A 25,157-nucleotide genomic window follows, 5' to 3' on the forward strand; every position below is an offset into this window, starting at 1 on the left:
GGCGAGCTTCAGGTCCCCGAAGACGCCCTCTATGGCGCGCAAACCCAGCGCGCGGTGGATAACTTCCCGATCAGCGGCAAACCTATGCCGGTGCAGTTCATCCGCGCGTTGATCCTGGCAAAGGCTGCCGGCCGCCGGGGCCAACGTCGAGCTCAAGCAAATCAGCGAGTCCCAGGGCAAAGCCATCGTCGACGCAGCGCAAGGGCTGCTCGAAGGCAACTTTATGCAGCACTTCCCGGTGGATATCTTCCAGACTGGCTCTGGCACCAGCTCCAACATGAACGCCAACGAAGTGATCGCCACCCTGGCCAGCCGACTGCTCGGCGAGCCGGTGAACCCCAACGATCACGTCAACTGCGGCCAGAGCAGCAACGACATCATTCCGACCACCATCCACGTCAGTGCCGCACTGGCGCTGCACGAGCAATTGCTGCCGACGCTGGTGCATCTGGTGCAGGTGATCGAGCACAAGGCCGAGCAGGTTCATCATCACGTCAAAACCGGCCGCACTCACCTGATGGATGCCATGCCGGTGCGCATGAGTCAGGTGCTCAACGGTTGGGCGCAACAGCTCAAGGCCAATATCGGCCACCTGCAAGATTTGCTACCGAGCCTGCAATCCCTGGCGCAGGGCGGCACAGCGGTGGGCACCGGGATCAACGCGCATCCGGAGTTCGCGGCGCGATTCAGTCAGCAGTTGAGCAAACTGACTCAGGTGCAATTCAAGCCTGGCAAGGACCTGTTCGCGCTGATCGGCTCGCAGGACACGGCGGTCGCGGTCTCCGGACAGCTCAAGGCCACCGCCGTGTCGCTGATGAAAGATCTGCAACGACCTGCGCTGGATGGGCTCCGGCCCGCAACACCGGCTTCGGCGAGCTGCAGATCCCCGAGTCTTCAGCCCGGCTCCTCGATCATGCCCGGCAAGGTCAACCCGGTGATCCCGGAAGCCACCGCGATGGTCGCCGCTCAAGTGATCGGCAACGACACGGTGATCACCATCGCCGGCCAGTCGGGCAACTTCGAATTGAACGTGATGCTGCCGATCATCGCCCAAAACCTGCTGAGCAGCATCGAATTGCTGGCCAACGCCAGCCGTCTGCTGGGTGACAAGGCCATCGCCAGCTTCAAGGTCAACGAGGCCCGGCTCAAGGAAGCGCTGTCGCGCAACCCGATTCTGGTTACCGCACTCAACCCGATCATTGGTTACCAAAAAGCCGCTGAGATCGCCAAGAAGGCGTATCAGCAGGGCCGTCCGGTGATTGATATCGCTCTGGAACACACCGACCTGTCGCGCAGCCAGCTGGAAGAGTTGCTCAATCCAGAAAAGCTCACCGCAGGCGGCGTGTAATCACCGCTACCGCTTTGGAGGCTCACCATGGAGCACTGGAAACGCACGATCGAAAGGGCTAATCGCTGTTTCATGCTGGGCGAATTCGTCGATGCCCGCGAGGCTTACTTGCAGGCACTGGCGCTGGCCCAGGTGTTGTTTGAGCGTTGGGCGGATGCCGATGAAGCGGTGGCTGCTTGCGTGATTTCTCACCACAACCTCGCGGATCTGCACTTGCGTCTGAACCAGCCGGAGGAGAGCGCCGAGTACCTGTGCGCCATCCATCAACGGTTGTTGCAGACGATGCAGGACGCGCGACTGGCTCCGGCGCTGCGCGAGGCGGCGTTGCGCCAGAGCAGCAAGACCTACGTCGAACTGCTGAATTTCATCAGTGAGTACGGCGAATACCCGCGCACCCATCGGCTGTTGCACATGGATGCTGCATCGCCCCGGCATCAGCCCGCCTCTCATCAACATGGAGTCCATTGAACATGGCTTTTACCTTGCCTGCCTTGCCCTACGCCTACGACGCCCTGGAACCGCATATCGATGCGCAGACCATGGAAATCCACTACACCAAGCACCACCAGACCTATATCAACAACCTCAACGCGGCCGTCGAAGGCACCGAGTTTGCCGAATGGTCGGTGGAAAAACTGGTGGCCAGCGTCCAGCAACTCCCGGAAAAGCTTCGCGCAGCGGTGATTAATCAGGGCGGCGGCCACGCCAACCATTCGCTGTTCTGGGAAATCATGGCGCCCCATGCTGGAGGCAAGCCTGACGGTGCGCTGGCCGAGGCTATTGATGAGCAACTGGGTGGCCTGGATCGTTTTAAAGAGGCGTTCACCAAAGCAGCGTTGACGCGTTTCGGCAGTGGCTGGGCGTGGTTGAGCGTCACGCCGCAAAAGACCCTGATAGTGGAGAGTAGCGGCAATCAGGACAGCCCGTTGATGAATGGCAACACGCCCATCCTCGGCCTCGACGTCTGGGAGCACGCGTACTACCTGCGACTATCAGAACCGTCGACCGGAATACATCAACGCGTTCTACAACGTGATTAATTGGCCTGAAGTCGCGGCGCGCTATCAGGCTGCACTGGTTTAAGTCATCGATAACAAGAATCCAAGGCCGACTATGGGCACTGAAACATTGGCGATCGGAAGTGGACGAATGTTTCGTTACGCACTGGGATCGTTGTTACTGCTGGCGGGTATGACGTTGTTGGCAGCCCAAGGGTTGGCATGGCTAGACCTGGAACCGAAGCTGTCGCGTGCCCTGCAAGGAGGGGCGATCTGCGCCTTGGGTACTGCGCTGGGGGCGGTGCCGGTGCTGGTGATTCGGCGCATGCCGCGGACGCTCAGCGATACCCTGCTCGGTTTCGGTGCCGGGGTGATGCTCGCGGCGACCGCGTTCTCGCTAATCGTCCCGGGCATTTCTGCGGCCGAAAGCCTGGGGCTGACGCCTTGGGCGGCCAGTGGACTAATCAGCTTCGGTATCATGTTCGGCGCATTCGGGCTGTTTCTGGTGGATCGCAAGGTTTCCGGGGCCAGCCCGGAAATGCTCGTCGGCACCTTGCAGCGACCGGTGATTCCACCGCGAATCTGGCTGTTTGTGTTCGCCATCATCGCCCACAACATTCCCGAGGGCATGGCGGTCGGGGTTTCGGCCGGCGGCGGTATGCCCGACGCCGACAGCCTGGCCATGGGTATCGCCTTGCAAGACGTACCCGAAGGGCTGGTGATCGCGTTGATATTGGCCGGGGCCGGGATGTCGCGGGCCAAGGCGTTCCTGATCGGTGCTGCGTCAGGGCTGGTAGAGCCGGTCTTCGCACTGTTATGTGCGTGGCTGGTTAGCCTGGCTGAATTGTTGTTGCCATTGGGTTTGGCGCTGGCGGCCGGGGCGATGCTGCTGGTGGTGACCCATGAAATCATCCCAGAGTCGCGGCGTAATGGTCACGACAAACTGGCGAGTCTGGGGTTGCTGCTGGGGTTTTGTTTGATGATGGTGATGGATACGGCACTGGCTTGAAAAAGATCGCAGCCTTCGGCAGCTCCGAGATAGGGAGCGGGGCTGCCGAGGGCTGCGATTTTTTGATTTATTCGCCTTCGTCGAAGAAGTTATTGATCAGCGCCACCAGTGCATCCAGCGCTTCTTGCTCTTGCTCACCTTCAGTACTCAGATGGATTTTGCTGCCCTTGCCGGCGGCGAGCATCATCATGGCCATGATGCTTTTGCCATCGACCATGGCTTGCGGGGTGCGTCCCGCTCTGATCTGGCAGGGAAACTGACCGGCAACCCCAACGAATTTCGCTGAAGCACGGGCATGCAGGCCCAGTTTGTTGATGATTTCAATTTCCAGAGCAGGCATCGCGTTGTGAATCCTTTAGCTGAGGTCGCGGTGGCGAACCTGGACGTTCTTCAGGGATTGTTGCAGGGCCTGGCCCAGACGTTCGGTCAGGTAGACGGAGCGGTGATGACCGCCGGTACAGCCAATGGCGATGGTGACGTAAGCGCGATTGCTGGCAGCAAAACGCGGAAGCCACTTGAACAGATAACCATAAATGTCCTGGAACATTTCTTCGACGTCCGGCTGTGCTGCCAGGTATTCGGCTACCGGTTGATCGAGCCCGGACTGTGCGCGCAGCTCCGGTTTCCAATAAGGATTGGGCAGGCAGCGCACATCGAACACCACGTCGGCATCTACTGGCATGCCACGCTTGAACCCGAAAGACTCCACCAGGAACGCCGTGCCGGGCTCAGGCTGATTCAACAGGCGCAGCTTGATGGTGTCGCGCAGTTGGTACAGGTTCAGGTTGGTGGTGTTGACCTTGAGGTCGGCCAGGTCTGCAATCGGCCCCAGCAGTTGAGTTTCGTCTTCTATCGCCTCGGCCAATGAGCGGTTGGCGGTGCTCAGCGGGTGACGGCGGCGGGTTTCCGAGAAACGCTTGAGCAGGGTTTCTTCATCGGCGTCCAGATACAGCACATCGCACTGGATATGCCGACCGCGAACTTCTTCAAGTAATTCGGGGAATCGCGTCAGGTGACTGGGCAGGTTGCGGGCGTCGATGGAAACGGCGACCAGCGGCTGAGCCAGCTCTGTATGAATCAGCGCGCGTTCGGCCAACTCCGGCAGCAGGCCGGCCGGCAGGTTGTCGATGCAGTAGTAGCCGTTGTCCTCAAGGACATCGAGTGCAGTACTTTTACCTGAGCCGGAGCGGCCACTGACAATGATCAAACGCATGATTAGTGACCGTTTTGCTCGCTCAGGACAACCTGATACAAGGCTTCGTTGCTCGGGGCACTGCGCAGTTTTTCGCGTACTTCCTTGCGATCAAGCATGCTGGCGATCTGGCGCAGTAATTCCAGGTGCGCATCGGTGGCGGCTTGCGGGACCAGCAGCACGAACAGCAGGTCAACCGGAGCGCCGTCGATGGCGTCGAAATCGATAGGTGCGTCAAGGTGCATCAAGGCACTGATGGGCGAGGTGCAGCCCTTCAGGCGACAGTGGGGGATAGCAATGCCGTTGCCAAAACCGGTGGAACCGAGTTTTTCACGGGCAATCAGAGCCTCGAAGACATCTTGCATCTCCAGATCCGGGACTTCCCGGGCGATCAGGTTGGCAATTTGTTCGAGGGCTTTCTTTTTACTGCCGCCCGGCACGTTCACGAGGGAACGGCCGGGGGTCAGGATACTTTCAAGTCGGATCATGGGTTGGGAGTGTTAACGACCGGTTGCGCCCTGAAGGAGGCTCTGGGTCTTTTCCTTATGCTTTTTAAGTTGGCGATCCAGCTTGTCGGTCAGTAGGTCAATAGCGGCATACATGTCGTTATGCTCGGCATTGGCGACCACTTCTCCGCCGGGGATATGCAGCGTGGCTTCGATTTTCTGCAGCAGCTTCTCGACGGTCATCGTGACTTGCACGTTGGTGATCTTGTCGAAATGCCTCTCTAATCGGTCGAGTTTTTCGCCGATGTAGGTGCGCAGGGGTTCGGTCACTTCCAGTTGGTGTCCACTGATGTTGACTTGCATACAGCTTCTCCTTCGTTGCCAGTGCATAAAGCGGCAGGTAAAGGTACCTGCCACTGGAACGCTGTGGCGTGGCTTACATCAACCGCTTGCGTTCGCTCGAAGGCGCGATCCCTAAGGACTCGCGGTACTTGGCGACGGTGCGGCGAGCCACCTGAATGCCTTGTGCCTCCAGTAAACCAGCGATCTTGCTGTCACTCAACGGCTTTTTCTGATTTTCCGCGGCAACCAGTTTTTTGATGATCGCGCGGATCGCTGTGGACGAGCATTCGCCGCCTTCAGAGGTGCTGACATGGCTGGAGAAAAAGTATTTCAGTTCATAAATGCCCCGTGGGGTATGCATGAACTTTTGGGTGGTCACCCGTGAAATCGTCGATTCGTGCATGCCCACCGCTTCGGCGATGTCATGCAGGACCAGCGGCTTCATGGCTTCGTCGCCGTACTCCAGGAAACCGCGCTGGTGCTCGACGATCTGGGTGGCGACTTTCATCAGGGTTTCGTTACGGCTTTGCAGGCTCTTGATGAACCAGCGGGCTTCCTGCAACTGATTACGCATGAAGGTGTTGTCGGCACTGGTGTCGGCGCGGCGCACGAAGCCGGCGTACTGGGCGTTGACCCGCAGCTTTGGCACTGACTCTTGATTCAACTCCACCAGCCAGCGCTCATTATCCTTGCGCACGATGACGTCGGGCACGACGTATTCGGCTTCGCTGGACTCGATCTGCGAGCCTGGACGCGGGTTCAGGCTCTGGACCAGCTCGATCACCTGGCGCAGTTCATCTTCCTTGAGCTTCATGCGGCGCATCAGTTGGCTGTAGTCGCGGCTGCCGAGCAGGTCGATGTAATCGGTGACCAGGCGCTTGGCCTCAGCCAGCCAAGGTGTTTTGGCGGGCAGTTGACGCAATTGCAGCAACAGGCACTCGCCCAGGTTGCGGGCGCCGATGCCGGCCGGTTCGAATTGCTGGATGCGATGCAGGACGGCTTCGATTTCGTCCAGCTCGATGTCCAGTTCCGGATCGAAGGCTTCGAGGATTTCCTCGAGGGTTTCGTCCAGGTAGCCCTGATTGTTGATGCAATCGATCAAGGTCACGGCGATCAGGCGATCGGTGTCGGACATCGGCGCCAGGTTCAGTTGCCAGAGCAGGTGGCTTTGCAGGCTTTCGCCGGCGGATGTACGGGTGGTGAAATCCCACTCGTCGTCATCGTTGCTCGGCAGGCTGCTGGCGCTGGTCTGGTAAACGTCTTCCCAGGCGGTATCGACGGGCAGTTCGTTGGGAATGCGCTCGTTCCAGTCCCCTTCCTCGAGGTTATCCACCGTCGGGGCGGTTTCCTGGTAGGAGGGTTCCTGAATGTCGGCGTTGGGTGGTTGTTCGGCTTTGTCGGCCAATGGGTCGGCGTTATCGAAGTCGTCGCCTTCTTCCTGGCGTTCGAGCATCGGATTGGACTCCAGGGCCTCCTGGATTTCCTGTTGCAGGTCCAGGGTCGACAATTGGAGCAGGCGGATGGCCTGTTGCAGCTGAGGTGTCATCGTCAGCTGCTGGCCCATTCTCAAGACTAGCGATGGTTTCATGGCAGGGGCTTAACACCTTATTCGCCGGCGCGCATGCGCCATCCACTACAGGGCGCCGAAGCGCCAAACTTAAGCAAATTATATGCCTGAAACTGAAGTGTTTGCCTAGAGCGCCGTAACAATAAAAAACACAGCGATGTGTTAATTGCGCCATGCGCTCTGTCGACTAGCCAGACACCTCGGTGCTTACAGGCGGAACTCGTGGCCCAGATACACTTCCTTGACCAGTTCGTTGGCCAGGATGGTGGCGGAGTCACCTTCGGCAATTAGCTGACCATCGTTGACGATGTAGGCGGTTTCGCAGATATCCAGTGTTTCACGGACGTTGTGGTCGGTGATCAGCACGCCAATGCCTTTGGCCTTGAGGTGATGGATGATCTGCTTGATGTCGCCTACCGAAATCGGGTCTACACCGGCGAAAGGTTCGTCGAGCGGGATGAATTTCGGGTTGGTGGCCAAGGCCCGGGCGATTTCCACTCGGCGTCGTTCACCACCGGACAGGCTCATGCCGAGGTTGTCACGGATGTGGCTGATGTGGAATTCCTGCAGCAGGCTTTCCAGCTCTTTGCGGCGAGCGGCCTTGTCGAGTTCCTTGCGGGTCTCGAGGATGGCCATGATGTTATCGGCGACCGAGAGTTTGCGGAAGATCGACGCTTCTTGCGGAAGATAGCCGATACCGGCCTTTGCACGACCGTGCATAGGCTGGTGGCTGACGTCCAGATCGTCGATCAGTACGCGACCCTGGTCGGCTTGTACCAGGCCAACGATCATGTAAAAGCAGGTGGTCTTGCCGGCGCCGTTCGGGCCAAGCAGGCCGACGATCTGACCGCTGTCGATGGACAGGCTGACGTCACGCACGACCTGGCGGCTCTTGTAGCTCTTGGCCAGATGCTGGGCTTTCAGAGTTGCCATTACTGGGCCTTCTGCTTCGGCGGGATCACCATGTCGATCCGTTGGCGCGGCGTTGTGATCGGCGAGCCAGTGGCGCGGCCGGCCGTAGCCACCTGTTTCACCGTGTCGTAGACGATTTTCTCGCCTTCGGTGGTGCTGCCGTCATCGCTGATGACTTTGGCTTGATCGATCAGCACGATGCGGTTTTGCTGGGCATGGTACTGGACAGTCTTGCCATAGCCTTTGACTGGCTGTGGGGAGGTGGTTTTTTGCAACTGCTCGAAGTACGCCAGGTTGCCCACCGACGTTACGACATCGATCTGGCCATCCTTTGTACGAGTGATGGTCACGGTATTGCCGGTAACCTTCATCGAACCCTGGGTGATGATTACATCACCTTTATAGGTGGCGATACCTTGCTTGTCATCGAGCTGGGCATCGTCGGCCTGGATACGGATCGGTTTCGTACTATCGTCCGGCAGAGCCCAGGCGCTCACGCTTCCCAGTGCTGCGCCCAGACTGAGCAAAATAGGGAGGGTTTTAACGAGCCTCATACTGTCCTCTTACGTTCGATAGCAGGTGTATCCTGCTTTCTTTCAAATACGCTTTCATTCCGTTGCCAGTCGATACACCGCCAGCGCCGTCGATTCTAACGGGTTGCTCGGTCTGCGCATATTGCTGCTGCGGGAACACTGTCATGCGAGTACTGGTAATAATCATCTCGCGGTTCTTTTCATCGGTCCGTGCGATACGTACCGAGTCGATCAGCTCTACCTGAGTGCCGTCCGGATTCACCTCGCCACGCAAGCTTGTGACATGCCACGGAAACTCGGTGCCGCGGTACATGTTCAGGTCGGGGTTGGTCAGCAGTGACACATCGCTCGCCTTGAGGTGTTCGACCTTGTCGGACGTCAAGTCGTACTGCAAGCCGCCGTCCGGCAGGTACTGCACGCTGTGGGCGTTGAGTGCGTAATAGTCGATCTGGCTGACATCGACCTTGGCCACTGGCTTGTCGAGGAAGCGTTCCGGGCTGATGTTCCAGTAGCCGACCGCTGCGAATATCGCGGCGATGCAACAGAACATCAAGAAATTGCGAAACTTTTTGCTCAGCATAATGGGCTCACAGGTACGCGGCGTTAGCCGCATCGAGGCGGCCCTGGGCGCGCAGGATCAGTTCGCAGAATTCGCGGGCAGCACCTTCGCCGCCACGGGCCAGGGTGATGCCGTGGGCGTGTTCGCGCACGAAACTGGCGGCATTGGCCACCGCCATGCCCAGCCCGACGCGGCGAATCACCGGCAGGTCAGGCAGGTCGTCACCGAGGTAGGCAACTTGTTCATAGCTTAGGTTGAGTTGGGCAAGAAGCTCGTCGAGTACCACCAGTTTGTCTTCGCGACCCTGGTAGAGGTGTGGAATGCCGAGGTTTTTTGCCCGCCGTTCGACCACAGGGGTCTTGCGGCCGCTGATGATAGCGGTCTGCACGCCGGCTGCCATCAACATCTTGATGCCTTGGCCGTCGAGGGTGCTGAATGTCTTGAATTCACTGCCGTCTTCGAGGAAGTACAGGCGCCCGTCGGTCAGGACGCCATCGACGTCGAACACGGCCAGTTTGATTTGTTTGCCGCGTTGCAGCAGGTCGTTGCTCATTACATTACTCCTGCACGCAGCAAATCGTGCATGTTCAAGGCGCCGACCGGACGGTCTTCGCTGTCGACCACTACCAGTGCGCTGATTTTGTTGTCTTCCATGATCTTCAGGGCTTCGGCGGCAAGCATCTCGGCGCGTGCGGTCTTGCCGTGAGCGGTCATCACTTCATCGATGGTCGCCCGGTGAATGTCGATCGTGCGATCCAGGGAGCGGCGCAAGTCGCCGTCAGTGAAAATCCCAGCCAGCTTGCCGTCGGCTTCCAGAATGACGGTCATGCCCAGGCCCTTGCGGGTCATTTCCATCAGGGCATCCTTGAGTAGCGTGCCACGCTGGACTTGCGGCAACTCTTCGCCGGCGTGCATGACGTTTTCCACTTTTAGTAGTAAGCGTCGGCCGAGCGCGCCGCCCGGGTGGGAAAATGCGAAGTCTTCTGCGGTAAAACCGCGGGCTTCGAGCAGCGCCACGGCCAGGGCATCGCCCATGACCAGCGCGGCGGTGGTCGATGAGGTCGGCGCCAGGTTCAGCGGGCAGGCTTCGTGCTCCACGTGAACGTTGAGGTTGACCTCGGCAGCCTTGGCCAATGGCGAATCGGGATTGCCGGTCATGCTGATCAACTGGATGCCCAGACGCTTGATCAGCGGCAGCAGCGTAACGATCTCATTGGTAGAGCCTGAGTTCGACAGCGCCACAATGATGTCGTCGCGGGTGATCATGCCCATGTCGCCATGACTGGCTTCGGCCGGGTGTACGAAAAACGCCGTGGTGCCGGTGCTGGCCAGGGTGGCGGCAATTTTGTTACCGATATGCCCCGACTTGCCCATGCCGACCACGACTACGCGGCCTTTGCTGGCCAGAATCATCTCGCAAGCGCGTACGAAATCAGCGTCGATATGGGGCAGTAAGCCTTGTACGGCTTCCACTTCGAGGCGGATGGTGCGTTGTGCCGATTGAATCAGGTCGCTTGATTGGCTCATGTCAGAATCGTATAGCCCGATGAAAAGGCGGCGATTATAGCGGTAATGATCGAAACCCTCACGTTAGTTCGTCGTGCTTTGTTAATACCTGTTACCGAAATACTCCAAATGCGGCTTTTTGCCTGTCCTCTTGCTGAACATGCCCCGGCTTGGGCCTTGGGCGCTTGGCTATTGCAGTGATATAGTTCGCCGCCAGTTCGGCCTGCCCGGGGAGGTATGTGCTTTCGTCAGAAAGCCAGGCGTCCGAGTGAGAGGCTGCATCGCAAGGAGTTTAGATGAGTGCCGATAACGCCTACGCGGTCGAGCTGAAGGGACTGACCTTCAAGCGCGGTGCGCGCAGCATTTTCAATAACGTCGATATCCGCATCCCACGCGGCAAGGTCACCGGTATCATGGGGCCTTCCGGGTGTGGCAAGACCACCCTGTTACGGCTGATGGGCGCCCAGTTGCGACCTAATAGCGGTGAAGTCTGGGTCAACGGTCAGAACCTGCCCAAGTTGTCGCGCAGCGATTTGTTCGATGCGCGCAAGCACATGGGTGTGCTGTTCCAGAGCGGGGCGTTGTTTACCGATCTGGATGTGTTCGAGAACGTCGCCTTCCCGCTACGGGTTCATACCGAGCTGCCGGAAGAAATGATCCGTGACATCGTCCTGCTTAAATTGCAGGCCGTTGGCTTGCGCGGCGCCATCGATCTCATGCCCGACGAACTGTCTGGTGGCATGAAGCGTCGTGTCGCGCTGGCGCGAGCGATTGCCCTCGATCCGCAAATCCTCATGTATGACGAGCCCTTTGTGGGGCAGGACCCGATCGCCATGGGCGTACTGGTGCGCCTGATCCGTCTGCTCAACGATGCGTTGGGCATCACCAGCATCGTGGTCTCCCACGATCTGGCAGAGACCGCGAGCATTGCCGATTACATTTATGTAGTGGGTGATGGGCAAGTGCTGGGGCAGGGCACGCCTGACGAATTGATGAATTCTCAGGAGCCACGTATCCGTCAATTCATGACAGGTGACCCCGATGGTCCGGTCGCCTATCACTTTCCAGCGACGGATTACCGCGCAGATCTTCTGGGGAAGCGCTGATGCGCAAGATTTCACTGATAGAAAAAGTGCGCCGGTTCGGCCACGGGGCTATCGATGCCGTCGGGGTGTTCGGGCGGGCGACGATTTTCCTGTTTCACGCATTGTTTAGCCGCGGCGGTATTGGCGGCGGTTTTGGTTTGCTGATCAAGCAATTGCATTCGGTCGGCGTGATGTCCCTGGTGATCATCGTCGTCTCCGGGGTGTTCATCGGCATGGTGTTGGCGCTGCAAGGCTTCAATATCCTGTCCAGCTACGGTTCGGAACAGGCTGTCGGGCAGATGGTTGCCCTGACGTTGCTGCGTGAACTGGGGCCGGTGGTGACTGCATTGCTGTTTGCCGGGCGCGCAGGTTCGGCCCTGACTGCCGAAATCGGCAACATGAAGTCCACCGAGCAGTTGTCCAGTCTGGAAATGATTGGCGTCGATCCGCTCAAGTACATCATTGCCCCGCGCCTGTGGGCCGGTTTCATTTCCCTGCCGGTGCTGGCGATGATTTTCAGCGTCGTCGGGATCTGGGGCGGTTCGTGGGTGGCAGTCGACTGGCTGGGTGTCTATGACGGCTCCTACTGGGCGAACATGCAGAACAGCGTGACGTTCAATGGTGATGTGCTCAACGGCATCATCAAAAGTGTCGTCTTCGCCTTTGTCGTGACCTGGATTGCCGTATTCCAAGGCTATGATTGCGAGCCTACTTCCGAGGGGATCAGTCGTGCCACAACCAAGACCGTGGTGTATGCCTCTTTGGCAGTGCTCGGCCTGGACTTTATTTTGACCGCCCTGATGTTTGGAGATTTCTGATGCAAAACCGCACCCTGGAAATCGGTGTCGGCCTTTTCTTGCTGGCTGGCATCCTGGCTTGTTGCTGCTTGCGTTGCGGGTCAGTGGCCTGTCCCCGACCGCAAACACCGATACGTATAAACTTTATGCCTACTTCGACAATATCGCCGGTTTGACTGTCAGAGCTAAAGTGACCATGGCCGGTGTGACTATCGGCAAGGTTACGGCGATCGATCTGGACCGCGACAGTTTCACCGGCCGGGTGACCATGCAATTGGAAAAGCGCGTAGATAATCTGCCGACTGACTCCACTGCATCTATCCTGACGGCTGGCCTGTTGGGCGAGAAGTACATCGGTATCAGCGTGGGCGGGGAACAAGCCTTGCTCAAGGATGGTGGAACCATCCACGACACCCAGTCGTCGCTGGTGCTCGAGGACTTGATCGGTAAATTCCTGCTCAATACCGTTAGCAAAGACGCTAAATGAGGAGCTTTTGAATGATTTCTACCTTGCGACGTGGCCTGCTGGTACTGCTTGCAACATTGCCGCTGATGGGCAACGCCGTGGCGGATTCTTCCGCGCACGCGCTCGTGCAGGACACGACCAATCGGATGCTTGCCGATCTGTCGGCCAATAAAGAGAAGTACAAGCAGGACCCGCAGGACTTTTATACGGCGCTGAACACCATCGTCGGACCTGTGGTGGATGCCGAGGGCATTTCCAAAAGCATCATGACGGTCAAGTACTCGCGCAAAGCCACGCCTGCGCAAATGCAGACCTTTCAGGAAAACTTCAAGAAAGGCCTGTTCCAGTTCTACGGCAACGCCTTGCTGGAGTACAACAACCAGGGCATCGTCGTTGATCCTGCCAAGGATGAGTCGGGCGACCGCACCAGCATTGGCATGACGGTCAAGGGCAGCAACGGCGCGATTTATCCGGTGCAGTACACGCTCGAGAAGATCAATGGCGAGTGGAAGCTGCGCAACGTGATCATCAACGGCATCAACATTGGCAAGCTGTTCCGCGATCAGTTTGCTGACGCGATGCAGCGCAATGGCAACGACCTGGACAAGACCATCAATGGTTGGGCCGGGGAAGTCGCCAAAGCCAAGGCCAGCACCGAGAAGCCAGCACAATGAGTGTATCGGCCATTCGCATGAGCGAGTCCGGCGAGCTGCGGTTGAGCGGCATGCTGGATTACCGCACCGGCCCGGGTCTGCGCAAGCAGGGCCAGGCGCTGATCAAAGCCAGTACGGCCCCCGCCGTGGTGGTCGATTGTTCGGCGGTGTTGAAATCCAGCAGTGTCGGCTTGTCGCTGCTGCTGTGTTTCATGCGTGATGCAGAGGCGGCCGGCAAGGCCGTCAGCATCCGCGCAATGCCCGAAGACATGCGCGAAATCGCTCAGGTCAGCGAATTGACCGAGCTGTTGGCGCACCCCTAACCGGCATCTATAAAGAAGCCCCCCGTCAGAGTCCTGTGAATGCGGGGTTCGCAGGCGCGGGGCTTTTTTGTATGATGTCCGACCCGCGCGCGCAGAGCGCCGATTGAGGTTGAGCATGCAGGCCACCGAAGTGAAGAGCTTTCTCGAAGGAAAGCTGTCCGAGACTTTTTTATCTGTGCAGGTTGAAGTTGAGGGCGAAGGCTGCAACTTTCAACTGAACGTGATTAGCGATGAACTGGCGGCGTTGAGCCCGGTGAAGCGTCAGCAGCAGATCTATGCCCATTTGAACCCATGGATCACCGATGGCAGCATCCATGCGGTCACTATGAAATTTTTCAGCAGCGCGGCCTGGGCCGAGCGCACCTGAGCCCAAGGGCGTCGAGATTCTTATGGATAAATTGATTATTACTGGTGGCGTTCGTCTTGATGGCGAAATCCGCATCTCCGGGGCAAAGAACTCTGCCCTGCCGATCCTTGCGGCCACTCTGTTGTGTGATGGCCCGGTCACCGTGGCCAACCTGCCGCACCTGCACGACATCACCACCATGATCGAGCTGTTCGGTCGCATGGGCATCGAGCCGGTGATCGACGAGAAGCTGAGCGTCGAAATCGACCCACGCACCATCAAGACCCTGATCGCGCCGTACGAACTGGTGAAAACCATGCGTGCCTCGATCCTGGTATTGGGGCCGATGGTTGCCCGTTTCGGTGAAGCCGAAGTCGCGCTGCCTGGCGGTTGCGCCATTGGTTCGCGTCCGGTCGACCTGCACATCCGTGGCCTCGAAGCCATGGGCGCAGTCATCGATGTCGAGGGCGGCTACATCAAGGCCAAGGCGCCTGAAGGCGGCTTGCGCGGTGCGCACTTCTTCTTCGACACCGTCAGCGTGACCGGTACCGAAAACATCATGATGGCCGCCGCTCTGGCCAAGGGCCGCAGCGTTCTGGCTAACGCCGCTCGCGAGCCTGAAGTCATCGACCTGGCGAACTTCCTGATCGCCATGGGTGCCAAGATCACTGGCGCCGGCACCGACACCATCACCATCGATGGCGTTGAGCGTCTGCACCCGGCCACCTATAAAGTGATGCCGGACCGTATCGAAACCGGCACCTACCTGGTGGCAGCTGCCGTGACCGGCGGCCGTGTGAAGGTCAAGGACACTGATCCGACCATCCTCGAAGCCGTTCTGGAAAAACTCCGTGAGTCGGGTGCCGAAATCACCTGCGGCGATGACTGGATCGAGCTGAACATGCACGGCAAGCGGCCAAAAGCCGTCAATGTGCGTACCGCTCCGTACCCGGCGTTCCCGACCGATATGCAGGCGCAGTTCATCTCCCTCAACGCCATTGCCGAAGGCACCGGTGCGGTGATCGAGACGATCTTCGAAAATCGTTTCATGCACGTGTATGAGTTGCACCGCATGGGCGCCAAGATCCAGGTCGAGGGCAACACCGCCATCGTTACCGGCACCGAGAAGCTGAAAGGCGCGCCAGTCATGGCCACCGACCTGCGTGCTTCGGCCAGCCTGGTAATCTCGGCACTGATCGCCGAAGGCGACACCCTGATCGATCGCATCTACCACATCGACCGTGGTTACGAGTGCATCGAAGAGAAACTGCAGATGCTCGGCGCCAAGATCCGCCGCGTACCGGGCTAGTTTCTGCTGCATGGGCGCAGGGACGCGCCCGTTGAATTGTTCAGTCGAGCCGGTTACCGGCTCGATGTGTGTCCGGCGCCGTTTGCGACCGGACATGAGTACCTTGATAAGGACTGACGTTTCCCATGTTGACCATCGCACTGTCCAAGGGCCGCATCCTTGACGACACCCTGCCGCTTCTGGCTGAAGCAGGCATCGTGCCGACCGAGAATCCGGACAAGAGCCGCAAGCTGATCATCCCCACGACCCAGCCCGACGTACGTCTGCTGATCGTGCGCGCCACCGATGTGCCGACTTACGTCGAACATGGTGCCGCGGACCTGGGCGTCGCCGGTAAAGATGTGCTGATGGAATACGGCGGCCAGGGCCTCTACGAGCCGCTGGACCTACGAATTGCCCTGTGCAAGCTGATGACCGCCGGCAAAATTGGCGCAGTCGAGCCCAAGGGCCGACTGCGCGTTGCCACCAAGTTCGTCAACGTTGCCAAGCGTTACTACGCCGAGCAGGGTCGTCAGGTTGACATCATCAAGCTCTACGGCTCGATGGAGCTGGCACCGCTGATCGGTCTGGCCGACAAGATCATCGACGTGGTCGACACCGGTAACACGCTGCGGGCCAATGGCCTGGAACCACAGGATTTCATCGCTGACATCAGCTCCCGTCTGATCGTCAACAAAGCTTCGATGAAAATGCAGCACGCCCGTATCCAGGCGTTGATCGACACCCTGCGCAAGGCAGTGGAGTCTCGACACCGCGGCTGATTCACCTGCGCGACGTTAAGTCGCGCCCGTCTATCCGCCTCATAGCCAGAATTCTCAGGTGCCCAAGCGGAAACGACTGCTAAGTTAGGGCGCCTGAGTTTTTGCCATTCCTATGAGGCTCTCGCTATGACCGCACCGACTGCAATTCGCCGACTCAACGCTGCTGACCCGGATTTCGCACATCATCTGGATCATCTGCTGAGCTGGGAAAGTGTGTCTGACGACTCGGTCAATCAGCGGGTGCTGGACATCATCAAAGCCGTGCGCGAGCGTGGCGATGCGGCGCTGGTGGAATTCACCCAGAAGTTCGACGGCCTGCAAGTCGCCTCGATGGCAGACTTGATCCTGCCGCGTGAACGTCTGGAGCTGGCCCTGACCCGCATCACCGCGCCCCAGCGCGAAGCATTGGAAAAAGCCGCGGCTCGAGTGCGCAGCTACCACGAAAAACAGAAACAGGACTCCTGGAGCTACACCGAAGCCGACGGAACGGTGCTGGGCCAGAAGGTCACGCCGCTGGATCGCGCCGGTCTGTACGTGCCGGGCGGCAAGGCCGTCGTACCCGTCGTGCGGTACGTGATGAACGTCGATTCCGGCCAAGGTCGCTGGCGTGACCGAAGTGGTCATGGTCGTGCCGACCCCGCGCGGTGAAATCAATGAACTGGTATTGGCCGCGGCCTGCATTGCCGGCGTGGATCGTGTGTTTACCATCGGTGGCGCCCAAGCGGTTGCCGCGCTGGCTTACGGCACCGAAAGCGTGCCGAAGGTCGACAAAGTGGTTGGCCCGGGCAATATTTATGTCGCCACCGCCAAGCGCCACGTGTTTGGCCAGGTCGGCATCGACATGATCGCCGGTCCGTCCGAGATCCTTGTGGTCTGCGACGGCCAGACCGATCCGGACTGGATCGCCATGGACCTGTTCTCCCAGGCCGAGCATGACGAAGACGCCCAGGCGATTCTGGTCAGCCCGGACGCCGAGTTCCTCGACAAAGTCGCCGCCAGCATCAGCAAATTGCTGCCGACCATGGAACGTGCCGAGATCATCGAGACGTCGATCAATGGCCGCGGCGCGCTGATCCTGGTCCGCGACATGCAACAAGCCATCGAAGTGGCCAACCGCATCGCGCCGGAGCACCTGGAGTTGTCGGTCGCCGATCCACAAGCCTGGCTGCCGCAGATCCGCCACGCTGGTGCAATCTTCATGGGCCGTCACACCTCCGAAGCGTTGGGCGATTACTGCGCCGGGCCGAACCACGTCTTGCCGACCTCCGGCACCGCGCGATTCTCTTCGCCGCTGGGTGTGTACGACTTCCAGAAACGCTCGTCGATCATCTTCTGCTCCGAGCAGGGTGCTTCCGAATTGGGCAAAACCGCTTCCGTGCTGGCCCGTGGCGAGTCGCTGACCGCTCACGCCCGTAGCGCTGAATACCGCATCGTTGATGATCAAGAAGGGAAATAAAGATGAGTAAATTCTGGAGTCCCTTCGTCAAGAGTCTGGTGCCTTACGTACCGGGCGAGCAGCCGAAGCTGGCGAAACTGGTGAAGCTCAACACCAACGAAAACCCGTACGGCCCATCGCCTAAAGCCTTGGCCGCGATGCAGACCGAACTGAACGACAACCTGCGCCTGTACCCGGACCCGAACAGCGATCTGCTGAAGAATGCGGTCGCCACTTATTACGGCGTGCAGGCGAACCAAGTGTTCCTCGGCAATGGCTCCGATGAAGTCCTGGCGCACATCTTCCACGGCTTGTTGCAACACGACAATCCGGTGCTGTTCCCGGACATCAGCTACAGCTTCTATCCGGTCTACTGCGGGTTGTACGGCATTGCCTTCGATGCGGTGCCGCTGGACGCGCAATTCCAGATCAACCCGGCAGACTACGCCAAGCCGAACGGCGGGATCATTTTTCCGAACCCGAACGCACCGACCGGTTGTCTGTTGGCGCTGGATGCCGTGGAGCAAATCCTCAAGGCCAGCCCGGATTCCGTGGTGGTGGTCGATGAAGCCTATATCGACTTCGGCGGCGAAACCGCGATCAGCCTGGTGGACCGTTACCCGAACCTGCTCGTGACCCAGACCCTGTCCAAGTCCCGTTCTTTGGCGGGCCTGCGGGTCGGTCTGGCGGTTGGGCATCCAGACCTGATCGAGGCGCTGGAGCGGATCAAGAACAGCTTCAACTCTTATCCGCTGGATCGCCTGGCGAATGTCGGGGCAGCGGCGGCGTTCGAGGATCGCGAGTACTTCGACAAGACTTGCCGGTTGGTCATCGACAATCGCGAGAAGGTTGTCGCGCAGTTGGAGGCCAAGGGCTTTGAAGTACTGCCGTCGGCGGCCAACTTCATCTTCGCCCGGCACCCGCAGCACGATGCGGCGGCTCTGGCAGCGAAGTTGCGTGAGCAGGGCGTGATCGTTCGGCACTTCAAGCAGGAACGGATTGCCCAGTTCCTGCGGATCTCCATCGGCACGCCGGAGCAGAATCAGGCGTTGATCGACGGCCTCGGCGATCTGTAATCACCGCTGACCCTTGTAGGAGCGAGCGGTGCGGCGATCCGACTTGCCCGCGAAGGCGGTCGGTCAGTCGACATCATCGCTGACTGACCTGACGCCTTCGCGGGCAAGCCTCGCTCCCACAGTAGTTTTGTGGTGTCTGTTTACTCTTCTTCTTTGACCGGTGCCGGCGGCGGACGCAAACCAATCTCCGCGCTCAGCTTCAATTCCTTGCCGTTACGCATCACCTGAATCGAGACCTTGTCGGTCGGTTTGATCCGCGCCACCTGGTTCATCGAGCGGCGACCATCGCCGGCCGGTTCGCCGTCGATGCTGAGGATCACGTCACCCAGTTGCAGGCCGGCCTTCTGCGCCGGGCCGTCACGGAAAATCCCCGCCACCACAATCCCCGGACGCCCGGACAGGCCGAACGACTCCGCCAGTTCCTGAGTCAACGGCTGCACTTCAATCCCCAGCCAGCCACGAATTACCTGGCCGTGTTCGATGATCGACTTCATCACTTCCATCGCCAGTTTCACCGGAATCGCAAAACCGATGCCTTGCGAGCCGCCGGACTTGGAGAAAATAGCCGTGTTGATGCCGGTCAGGTTGCCGTTGGCATCCACCAGCGCACCTCCAGAGTTGCCGGGGTTGATCGCGGCATCCGTCTGGATGAAGTCTTCGTAGTTGTTCAGGCCCAGTTGATTGCGGCCAGTGGCGCTGATGATGCCCATGGTCACGGTCTGGCCGACACCGAACGGGTTGCCGATGGCCAGCGCGACGTCACCGATGCGGATGTTGTCGGAACGCCCGATCGTGATCGACGGCAGGGTTTTCAGGTCGATCTTCAATACCGCGAGATCGGTTTCCGGGTCGCTGCCGATGACCCGGGCCAGGGTCTCACGGCCATCCTTGAGCGCCACGACAATCTGGTCGGCGCCGGTGGTCACGTGGTTATTGGTCAGGATGTAGCCTTCCGGGCTCATGATCACGCCGGAACCCAGGCTTGACTCCATGCGCTTCTGCTTGGGCGAGTTGTCGCCGAAGAAGCGGCGGAACTGCGGATCTTCGAACAGCGGGTGATTGGGTTTGTTGATGACTTTGGTGGTGTACAGGTTGACCACCGCCGGCGCGGCAATGACCACGGCATCGGCATAGGACACGGGCCCCTGTTGCACGCTGGTGGTTTGCGGAGCTTGCTGCAGGTTGACGTCGAGGCTCGGAAGCCCGACCCATTGCGGGTAACGCTGAATGATCAACAGAGCGATAAGCACGCCGGCCAACAACGGCCAGCCGGAAAAACGCAGCGCCTTAAGCATTAAACAAGTCCTACAGAGGTTGCAGGTGGTATGAGACCGCCCATAATGTCGCGCATTATAGAGGTCGCGCGTGCCTCTGAACGGGATATTTAGGAGTCTTTTATGGCCGTCGCCCTGAGCACCCTGGTCGAAGAAGCCGACCGTTACCTGAACAGTTCAAAGATTGCCGACTACTGCCCCAACGGGTTGCAGGTCGAAGGCCGCCCGCAAGTGATGCGCATCGTCAGCGGCGTCACCGCCAGCCAGGCGCTGCTGGACGCTGCGGTGGAAGCCAAGGCCGATCTGGTGTTGGTGCATCACGGCTATTTCTGGAAGGGCGAGAACCCGTGCATCACCGGCATGAAGCAACGCCGGTTGAAAACCCTGCTCAAGCACGACATCAGTTTGCTGTCGTATCACTTGCCTCTGGACCTGCACCCGGACGTCGGCAACAACGTGCAGCTTGCGCGTCAGTTGGACATCACCGTCGAGGGCCCGCTGGACCCCGATAACCTGAAAGTCGTCGGTCTGGTCGGCTCGCTGAGCGAACCGATGAGCCCGCGTGACTTCGCCCGTCGTGTGCAGGAAGTCATGGGTCGTGAGCCGTTGCTGATTGAAGGCAGCGAGATGATCCGTCGGGTCGGCTGGTGCACCGGTGGCGGTCAGGGTTACATTGATCAGGCGGTTCTGGCGGGTGTCGATCTGTACCTCAGCGGCGAAGCGTCCGAACAGACCTTCCACAGTGCCCGGGAAAACGACATCAGTTTCATCGCCGCGGGCCACCACGCCACTGAGCGCTATGGCGTTCAGGCGCTGGGGGATTACCTGGCACGCCGGTTTGCCCTGGAACACATCTTCATCGATTGCCCGAACCCGATCTGAGATCGACCACTGATCAAAATGTGGGAGCGGGCTTGCTCGCGAAGGCGGCGTATCAGTCGACATCAATGTTGAATGTGAGTCAGCATTCGCGAGCAAGCCCGCTCCCACATGAGATCTGTGGTGGCCAAACGAGGGGGTATATTCATATACCCTTTCGATCTAGTTGGCGTCCTGATTAGAAGGGGGCCGCTGTGCTAGGATTCCCCGCTCGAACACGGCCCGCTGGCCGTCCATAAGATCGTTTTCGTGAGTAGCCATGGTCGACAAACTGACGCATCTGAAACAGCTGGAGGCCGAAAGCATCCACATCATCCGCGAGGTCGCCGCCGAGTTCGATAACCCGGTGATGCTGTACTCCGTCGGTAAAGACTCCGCCGTGATGCTGCACCTTGCGCGCAAGGCATTCTTCCCGGGCAAGCTGCCGTTCCCGGTAATGCACGTCGACACCCAGTGGAAGTTCAAGGAGATGTACACGTTCCGCGACCGCATGGTCGAAGAACTGGGCCTGGACCTGCTGGTGCACGTCAACCCCGATGGCGTTGCGCAGGGTATCAACCCGCTGACCCACGGCAGTGCCAAACACACTGACATCATGAAAACCGAAGGCCTCAAGCAGGCCCTCGACAAGTACGGCTTCGACGCCGCATTTGGTGGTGCCCGCCGTGACGAAGAGAAATCCCGTGCCAAAGAGCGCGTGTATTCCTTCCGCGATACCAAGCACCGCTGGGACCCGAAGAACCAGCGCCCGGAGCTGTGGAACGTCTACAACGGTAACGTCAACAAGGGCGAATCCATTCGTGTGTTCCCATTGTCGAACTGGACCGAACTGGACATCTGGCAGTACATCTACCTCGAAGGCATCCCGATTGTGCCGCTGTATTTCGCCGCCGAGCGCGACGTTATCGAGATGAACGGCACCTGGATCATGATCGACGACGAACGCCTGCTCAATCACCTGAGCGACGAAGACAAGGCGCGCATCGTCAAGAAAAAGGTCCGTTTCCGTACGCTGGGCGACTACCCGTTGACCGGTGCGGTCGAGTCCGAGGCCACCAGCCTGACCGACATCATTCAGGAAATGCTCCTGACGCGAACTTCCGAACGCCAGGGCCGGGTCATCGATCACGATGGCGCAGGCTCGATGGAAGAAAAGAAACGTCAGGGTTATTTCTAAGGGGTTGTCATGTCGCACGTATCTGATTTGATCAGCGAGGACATCCTCGCCTACCTGGGCCAGCACGAACGCAAGGAAATGCTGCGCTTTCTGACCTGTGGCAACGTCGACGACGGCAAGAGCACCCTGATCGGGCGCCTGCTGCACGACTCCAAAATGATCTACGAAGATCACCTGGAAGCCATCACCCGCGACTCGAAAAAGTCGGCACCACCGGCGAAGACATCGACCTGGCATTGCTGGTCGACGGCTTGCAGGCTGAGCGTGAGCAGGGAATCACCATCGATGTCGCGTACCGCTACTTCGCGACAGCGCGCCAAGCGCAACTTCATCCTCGCCGACTACCCCGGGCCACGTGCAGTACACCCGCAACATGGTCACCGGTGCGTCCACCTGTGACCTGGCGATCATCCTGGTCGATGCCCGTTACGGCGTGCAGACCCAGACCCGTCGCCACAGCTTCATTGCCTCGTTGCTCGGCATCAAGCACATCGTGGTCGCCATCAACAAGATGGACCTCAATGGCTTCGACGAAAGCGTGTTCGAGTCGATCAAGGCCGATTACCTGAAGTTCGCCGAAGGCATCGCGTTCAAGCCGACCACCATGGCCTTCGTGCCGATGTCCGCTCTGAAGGGCGACAACGTGGTGAACAAGTCCGAGCGCTCGCCGTGGTACACCGGCCAGTCGCTGATGGAAATCCTTGAAACCGTCGAAATCGCCAACGACCGCAACTACACCGACCTGCGTTTCCCGGTGCAGTACGTCAACCGTCCGAACCTGAACTTCCGTGGTTTCGCCGGCACCCTGGCCAGCGGCATCGTGCACAAGGGCGACGAAGTCGTGGTGCTGCCGTCGGGCAAGAGTAGCCGCGTGAAATCCATCGTCACCTTCGAAGGTGAACTGGAGCACGCAGGTCCAGGTCAAGCGGTCACGCTGACCATGGAAGACGAGATCGACATCTCTCGCGGTGACTTGCTGGTGCACGCCGACAACCAGCCGCAAGTGACTGACGCCTTCGACGCCATGCTGGTGTGGATGGCTGAAGAACCGATGCTGCCGGGCAAGAAATACGACATCAAACGCGCCACGTCCTACGTGCCGGGTTCGATCACCAGCATCGTCAACCGCGTTGACGTGAACACCCTGGAAGAAGGTCCGGCCAGTTCGTTGAACCTGAACGAGATCGGTCGGGTCAAGGTCAGCCTCGACGCCGCCATCGCGCTGGACGGTTACTCGAGCAACCGCACCACCGGTTCGTTCATCGTCATCGATCGCTTGACCAACGGCACCGTCGCCGCTGGCATGATCATCGCCCAGCCGTTGAGCCATGAAAGCGGCACTCATCATGGCAAATCGGCCCATGTAGCCACCGAGGAGCGTGCCCAACGCTTCGGCCAGCAACCGACCACCGTGTTGTTCAGCGGCTTGTCGGGCGCAGGCAAAAGCACGCTGGCCTATGCGGTTGAACGCAAGTTGTTCGACTTGGGCCGTGCGGTGTTCGTGCTCGACGGTCAGAACCTGCGTCATGACCTGAACAAAGGTCTGCCACTGGATCGCGCCGGCCGTACCGAGAACTGGCGTCGTGCGGCGCACGTAGCGCGTCAGTTCAACGAAGCCGGTTTGCTGACCCTGGCGGCATTTGTTGCTCCAAGCGCCGAAGGTCGTGAGCAGGCCAAGGACCTGATCGGTAAGGAGCGTTTGCTGACGGTTTACGTCCAGGCCTCGCCGACAGTTTGCGCCGAGCGTGATCCGCAAGGGCTGTATACCGCCGCTGGCGATAACATCCCGGGCGACTCCTTCCCGTACGACGTGCCACTGGACGCTGACCTTGTAGTCGACACCCAGTCGCTGTCGCTGGAAGAAAGCGTCAAGCAAGTGCTGGATCTGCTGCGTAGCCGCGGCGCGATCTAAGCGTTAGCCGCTCATAAAAAACCCGCCGATGAGTGATCATCGGCGGGTTTTTTTGTGTCTTGCGATATCCAAATAATGAAATGGCTCCCCCCGCCGCCCCCTGTGATCGCCCACTAAGCTTTCACAGGGGGCTCATCGGAGACCGTTGCCATGAACAAAGTAGCTATTGTCGCCATCGATCTGGGAAAACACAGCTTTCATCTGCATGCACAAGATGATCGTGGTCATGAGCTTTACCGCAAAAAGTTTAATCGGGCGGCGCTCATCCAGCATCTGGCCAATCTCGAACCCTGCACCGTTGCGATGGAAGCTTGCGGCGGAGCCCACTTCATGGCGCAGGAAGTCTCAAGACTGGGGCATATACCCAAACTCATTGCTCCGCATCTCGTGCGTCCGTATGTGAAAAGCAACAAGAACGACTTCGCTGATGCCGAAGCGATCTGCGAGGCTGCAACTCGTCCAACAATGCGCTTTGTGCCGCCCAAGAATCAGGCTCAGCAGGCGCTGGCCATGCTCAACTCGACACGTGATTCGTTCATCAAAGAACGTACTGCTACCGTCAATCGGATTCACGCAGCCCTCCTGGAAGTCGGAATCAGCTTGGCCCCAGGCTTCAAGTCCATCAAAGATCTTCCAGCGCTGCTTGAAGCGCATCCACTTCCCGATTCCATCAAAAAACTACTGACCAGGCTGCGTGAGCACTTCAATTACTTGCACGAGCAGGTCAAGGCTTTGGATAAGGAAGTGGAGTGCCAAGCCGCTGAAGATGATCTGGCTGTTCGCTTGATGACGATGCCGTGTGTCGGCCCGATCACCTCCAGCGTCCTGGCTGCCGAGTTGGGCGATGGCAAACAGTTCAAGTGCGGCCGAGGCTATTCGGCCTCGATCGGGCTAGTGCCCAAACAACACTCCACGGGCGGAAAAACCGTACTTTTAGGCATCAGCAAGCGGGGTGACCGAAACCAGAGACGTCTGCTGATCCAGTGTGCCCGCGTCTATCTGATGCAGTTGGATCGACAGAAAGGAGCGCTGGCGGACTGGGTCCGACGGCTATGGGACAACCATCACTCCAATCATGTGGTCTGCGCACTGGCCAACAAACTGGCGAGAATCGCCTGGGCGATTGCAGCACACCACACCGAATTCGATGCGGGGCCAGGCGCGATGAACGCCTGACCCCGCTGTCACCCGAGCACCACCCACCTGGTTTGCGATGCTGGATAACAGATGACGTGAACGGCCAACCGGCCTG

At 59.1% G+C, this 25,157-nt stretch carries 27 protein-coding genes and 3 pseudogenes; 19 read left to right on the top strand and 11 right to left on the bottom strand.

The features are described 5' to 3' along the window. Positions 1–184: 184 nt before the first annotated feature. From RHM58_RS13365 to RHM58_RS13380, 4 genes and pseudogenes are all read left to right on the top strand, one after another. Complete coding sequence (locus tag RHM58_RS13365) at positions 185–1,348, top strand: class II fumarate hydratase (RefSeq protein WP_322270843.1); 1,164 nt, start codon at positions 185–187, stop codon at positions 1,346–1,348. A gap of 27 nt (positions 1,349–1,375) precedes the next feature. After that, complete coding sequence (locus RHM58_RS13370; RefSeq protein WP_201200576.1) at positions 1,376–1,816, top strand: hypothetical protein; 441 nt, start codon at positions 1,376–1,378, stop codon at positions 1,814–1,816. A 2-nt stretch (positions 1,817–1,818) separates the two neighbouring features. Continuing rightward, positions 1,819–2,431, top strand: a pseudogene (locus RHM58_RS13375) (superoxide dismutase). Positions 2,432–2,461: 30 nt separating this feature from the next. Beyond that, complete coding sequence (locus tag RHM58_RS13380) at positions 2,462–3,355, top strand: ZIP family metal transporter (RefSeq protein ID WP_201200578.1); 894 nt, start codon at positions 2,462–2,464, stop codon at positions 3,353–3,355. A gap of 67 nt (positions 3,356–3,422) precedes the next feature. On the opposite strand, the gene RHM58_RS13385 is transcribed toward RHM58_RS13380, so the two are convergent. From RHM58_RS13385 to RHM58_RS13430, 10 genes are all read right to left on the bottom strand, one after another. Continuing rightward, positions 3,423–3,695: an HPr family phosphocarrier protein gene (locus RHM58_RS13385; RefSeq protein ID WP_201200579.1), complete on the bottom strand. Its 273-nt coding sequence runs from the start codon at positions 3,693–3,695 to the stop codon at positions 3,423–3,425. Positions 3,696–3,710: 15 nt separating this feature from the next. Further along, positions 3,711–4,568, bottom strand: a complete 858-nt coding sequence (gene rapZ, locus RHM58_RS13390; RefSeq protein WP_201200580.1) for an RNase adapter RapZ — start codon at positions 4,566–4,568, stop codon at positions 3,711–3,713. Between the two features lie 2 nt (positions 4,569–4,570). Beyond that, on the bottom strand, positions 4,571–5,035 hold the full coding sequence (ptsN, locus tag RHM58_RS13395; RefSeq protein WP_201195800.1) for a PTS IIA-like nitrogen regulatory protein PtsN: 465 nt from the start codon (positions 5,033–5,035) through the stop codon (positions 4,571–4,573). Between the two features lie 12 nt (positions 5,036–5,047). Further along, complete coding sequence (gene hpf / locus RHM58_RS13400) at positions 5,048–5,356, bottom strand: ribosome hibernation-promoting factor, HPF/YfiA family (RefSeq protein WP_093226719.1); 309 nt, start codon at positions 5,354–5,356, stop codon at positions 5,048–5,050. 73 nt (positions 5,357–5,429) lie between these two features. Then, entirely contained in the window at positions 5,430–6,923 is a 1,494-nt protein-coding gene (locus RHM58_RS13405; RefSeq protein WP_109787870.1) for an RNA polymerase factor sigma-54, read from the bottom strand. Positions 6,924–7,109: 186 nt separating this feature from the next. Continuing rightward, positions 7,110–7,835 carry an LPS export ABC transporter ATP-binding protein gene (lptB, locus tag RHM58_RS13410; protein ID WP_322270556.1) on the bottom strand — a complete coding sequence of 242 codons (726 nt, stop codon included), beginning with the start codon at positions 7,833–7,835 and terminating at the stop codon, positions 7,110–7,112. Then, positions 7,835–8,368 (bottom strand): lipopolysaccharide transport periplasmic protein LptA, encoded by a 534-nt coding sequence (gene lptA, locus RHM58_RS13415; protein WP_201200585.1) that lies wholly within the window; start codon positions 8,366–8,368, stop codon positions 7,835–7,837. The genes lptB and lptA overlap by 1 nt, the downstream gene beginning before the upstream one ends. Next, positions 8,355–8,927 carry an LPS export ABC transporter periplasmic protein LptC gene (lptC, locus tag RHM58_RS13420; RefSeq protein WP_201195794.1) on the bottom strand — a complete coding sequence of 191 codons (573 nt, stop codon included), beginning with the start codon at positions 8,925–8,927 and terminating at the stop codon, positions 8,355–8,357. The genes lptA and lptC overlap by 14 nt, the downstream gene beginning before the upstream one ends. A 7-nt stretch (positions 8,928–8,934) precedes the next feature. Further along, on the bottom strand, positions 8,935–9,459 hold the full coding sequence (locus RHM58_RS13425) for a KdsC family phosphatase (RefSeq protein ID WP_201195792.1): 525 nt from the start codon (positions 9,457–9,459) through the stop codon (positions 8,935–8,937). Further along, complete coding sequence (locus RHM58_RS13430; protein ID WP_201200589.1) at positions 9,459–10,433, bottom strand: KpsF/GutQ family sugar-phosphate isomerase; 975 nt, start codon at positions 10,431–10,433, stop codon at positions 9,459–9,461. The genes RHM58_RS13425 and RHM58_RS13430 overlap by 1 nt, the downstream gene beginning before the upstream one ends. Before the next feature lie 275 nt (positions 10,434–10,708). On the opposite strand from RHM58_RS13430, the gene RHM58_RS13435 reads away from it, so the two are divergent. The 10 genes and pseudogenes from RHM58_RS13435 to hisC all read left to right on the top strand — a co-directional run bounded on the left by RHM58_RS13435 (position 10,709) and on the right by hisC (position 18,663). Next, positions 10,709–11,518: an ATP-binding cassette domain-containing protein gene (locus RHM58_RS13435; RefSeq protein ID WP_201200590.1), complete on the top strand. Its 810-nt coding sequence runs from the start codon at positions 10,709–10,711 to the stop codon at positions 11,516–11,518. Next, positions 11,518–12,315, top strand: coding sequence for a lipid asymmetry maintenance ABC transporter permease subunit MlaE (mlaE, locus tag RHM58_RS13440; RefSeq protein ID WP_201200594.1), 798 nt, complete (start codon positions 11,518–11,520; stop codon positions 12,313–12,315). Before RHM58_RS13435 ends, mlaE begins: the two co-directional genes overlap by 1 nt. Further along, positions 12,315–12,781: pseudogene (mlaD, locus tag RHM58_RS13445) on the top strand (outer membrane lipid asymmetry maintenance protein MlaD). The gene mlaE and the pseudogene mlaD overlap by 1 nt, the downstream one beginning before the upstream one ends. A gap of 11 nt (positions 12,782–12,792) precedes the next feature. Beyond that, the gene (locus tag RHM58_RS13450) at positions 12,793–13,434 is read left to right on the top strand and encodes an MlaC/ttg2D family ABC transporter substrate-binding protein (protein WP_201200595.1); all 642 of its coding nucleotides are present in this window, start codon (positions 12,793–12,795) and stop codon (positions 13,432–13,434) included. Next, positions 13,431–13,736 (top strand): STAS domain-containing protein, encoded by a 306-nt coding sequence (locus RHM58_RS13455; RefSeq protein ID WP_322270557.1) that lies wholly within the window; start codon positions 13,431–13,433, stop codon positions 13,734–13,736. The genes RHM58_RS13450 and RHM58_RS13455 overlap by 4 nt, the downstream gene beginning before the upstream one ends. Positions 13,737–13,851: 115 nt before the next feature. Then, entirely contained in the window at positions 13,852–14,103 is a 252-nt protein-coding gene (locus RHM58_RS13460; RefSeq protein ID WP_201195781.1) for a BolA family protein, read from the top strand. 22 nt (positions 14,104–14,125) lie between these two features. Beyond that, on the top strand, positions 14,126–15,391 hold the full coding sequence (gene murA / locus RHM58_RS13465; RefSeq protein ID WP_054049887.1) for a UDP-N-acetylglucosamine 1-carboxyvinyltransferase: 1,266 nt from the start codon (positions 14,126–14,128) through the stop codon (positions 15,389–15,391). A 125-nt stretch (positions 15,392–15,516) separates the two neighbouring features. Then, positions 15,517–16,152, top strand: coding sequence for an ATP phosphoribosyltransferase (hisG, locus tag RHM58_RS13470; protein WP_201200599.1), 636 nt, complete (start codon positions 15,517–15,519; stop codon positions 16,150–16,152). A gap of 126 nt (positions 16,153–16,278) precedes the next feature. Next, positions 16,279–17,608: pseudogene (gene hisD / locus RHM58_RS13475) on the top strand (histidinol dehydrogenase). 2 nt (positions 17,609–17,610) lie between these two features. After that, positions 17,611–18,663, top strand: a complete 1,053-nt coding sequence (hisC, locus tag RHM58_RS13480) for a histidinol-phosphate transaminase (RefSeq protein WP_201256724.1) — start codon at positions 17,611–17,613, stop codon at positions 18,661–18,663. Positions 18,664–18,803: 140 nt separating this feature from the next. On the opposite strand, the gene algW is transcribed toward hisC, so the two are convergent. Continuing rightward, positions 18,804–19,958: a Do family serine endopeptidase AlgW gene (gene algW / locus RHM58_RS13485; RefSeq protein WP_201200607.1), complete on the bottom strand. Its 1,155-nt coding sequence runs from the start codon at positions 19,956–19,958 to the stop codon at positions 18,804–18,806. A gap of 102 nt (positions 19,959–20,060) precedes the next feature. Between algW and RHM58_RS13490 the strand changes: the two genes are divergently transcribed. The 5 genes from RHM58_RS13490 (at position 20,061) to RHM58_RS13510 (ending at position 25,081) form a co-directional block, all read left to right on the top strand. Then, a complete protein-coding gene (locus RHM58_RS13490; RefSeq protein WP_054616127.1) occupies positions 20,061–20,819 on the top strand; it encodes a Nif3-like dinuclear metal center hexameric protein in 759 nt (252 codons plus the stop codon). A gap of 256 nt (positions 20,820–21,075) precedes the next feature. After that, positions 21,076–21,993 (top strand): sulfate adenylyltransferase subunit CysD, encoded by a 918-nt coding sequence (gene cysD, locus RHM58_RS13495; protein ID WP_201114859.1) that lies wholly within the window; start codon positions 21,076–21,078, stop codon positions 21,991–21,993. A gap of 9 nt (positions 21,994–22,002) precedes the next feature. Further along, positions 22,003–22,392 (top strand): GTP-binding protein, encoded by a 390-nt coding sequence (locus RHM58_RS13500; protein ID WP_322270558.1) that lies wholly within the window; start codon positions 22,003–22,005, stop codon positions 22,390–22,392. Beyond that, on the top strand, positions 22,349–23,905 hold the full coding sequence (gene cysC, locus RHM58_RS13505) for an adenylyl-sulfate kinase (RefSeq protein ID WP_322270559.1): 1,557 nt from the start codon (positions 22,349–22,351) through the stop codon (positions 23,903–23,905). Before RHM58_RS13500 ends, cysC begins: the two co-directional genes overlap by 44 nt. A gap of 150 nt (positions 23,906–24,055) precedes the next feature. Continuing rightward, complete coding sequence (locus RHM58_RS13510; RefSeq protein WP_322269892.1) at positions 24,056–25,081, top strand: IS110 family transposase; 1,026 nt, start codon at positions 24,056–24,058, stop codon at positions 25,079–25,081. Positions 25,082–25,157 lie beyond the last annotated feature (76 nt).

The sequence above is a fragment of the Pseudomonas sp. 10S4 genome, assembly GCF_034344865.1.
GTDB lineage: Bacteria > Pseudomonadota > Gammaproteobacteria > Pseudomonadales > Pseudomonadaceae > Aquipseudomonas.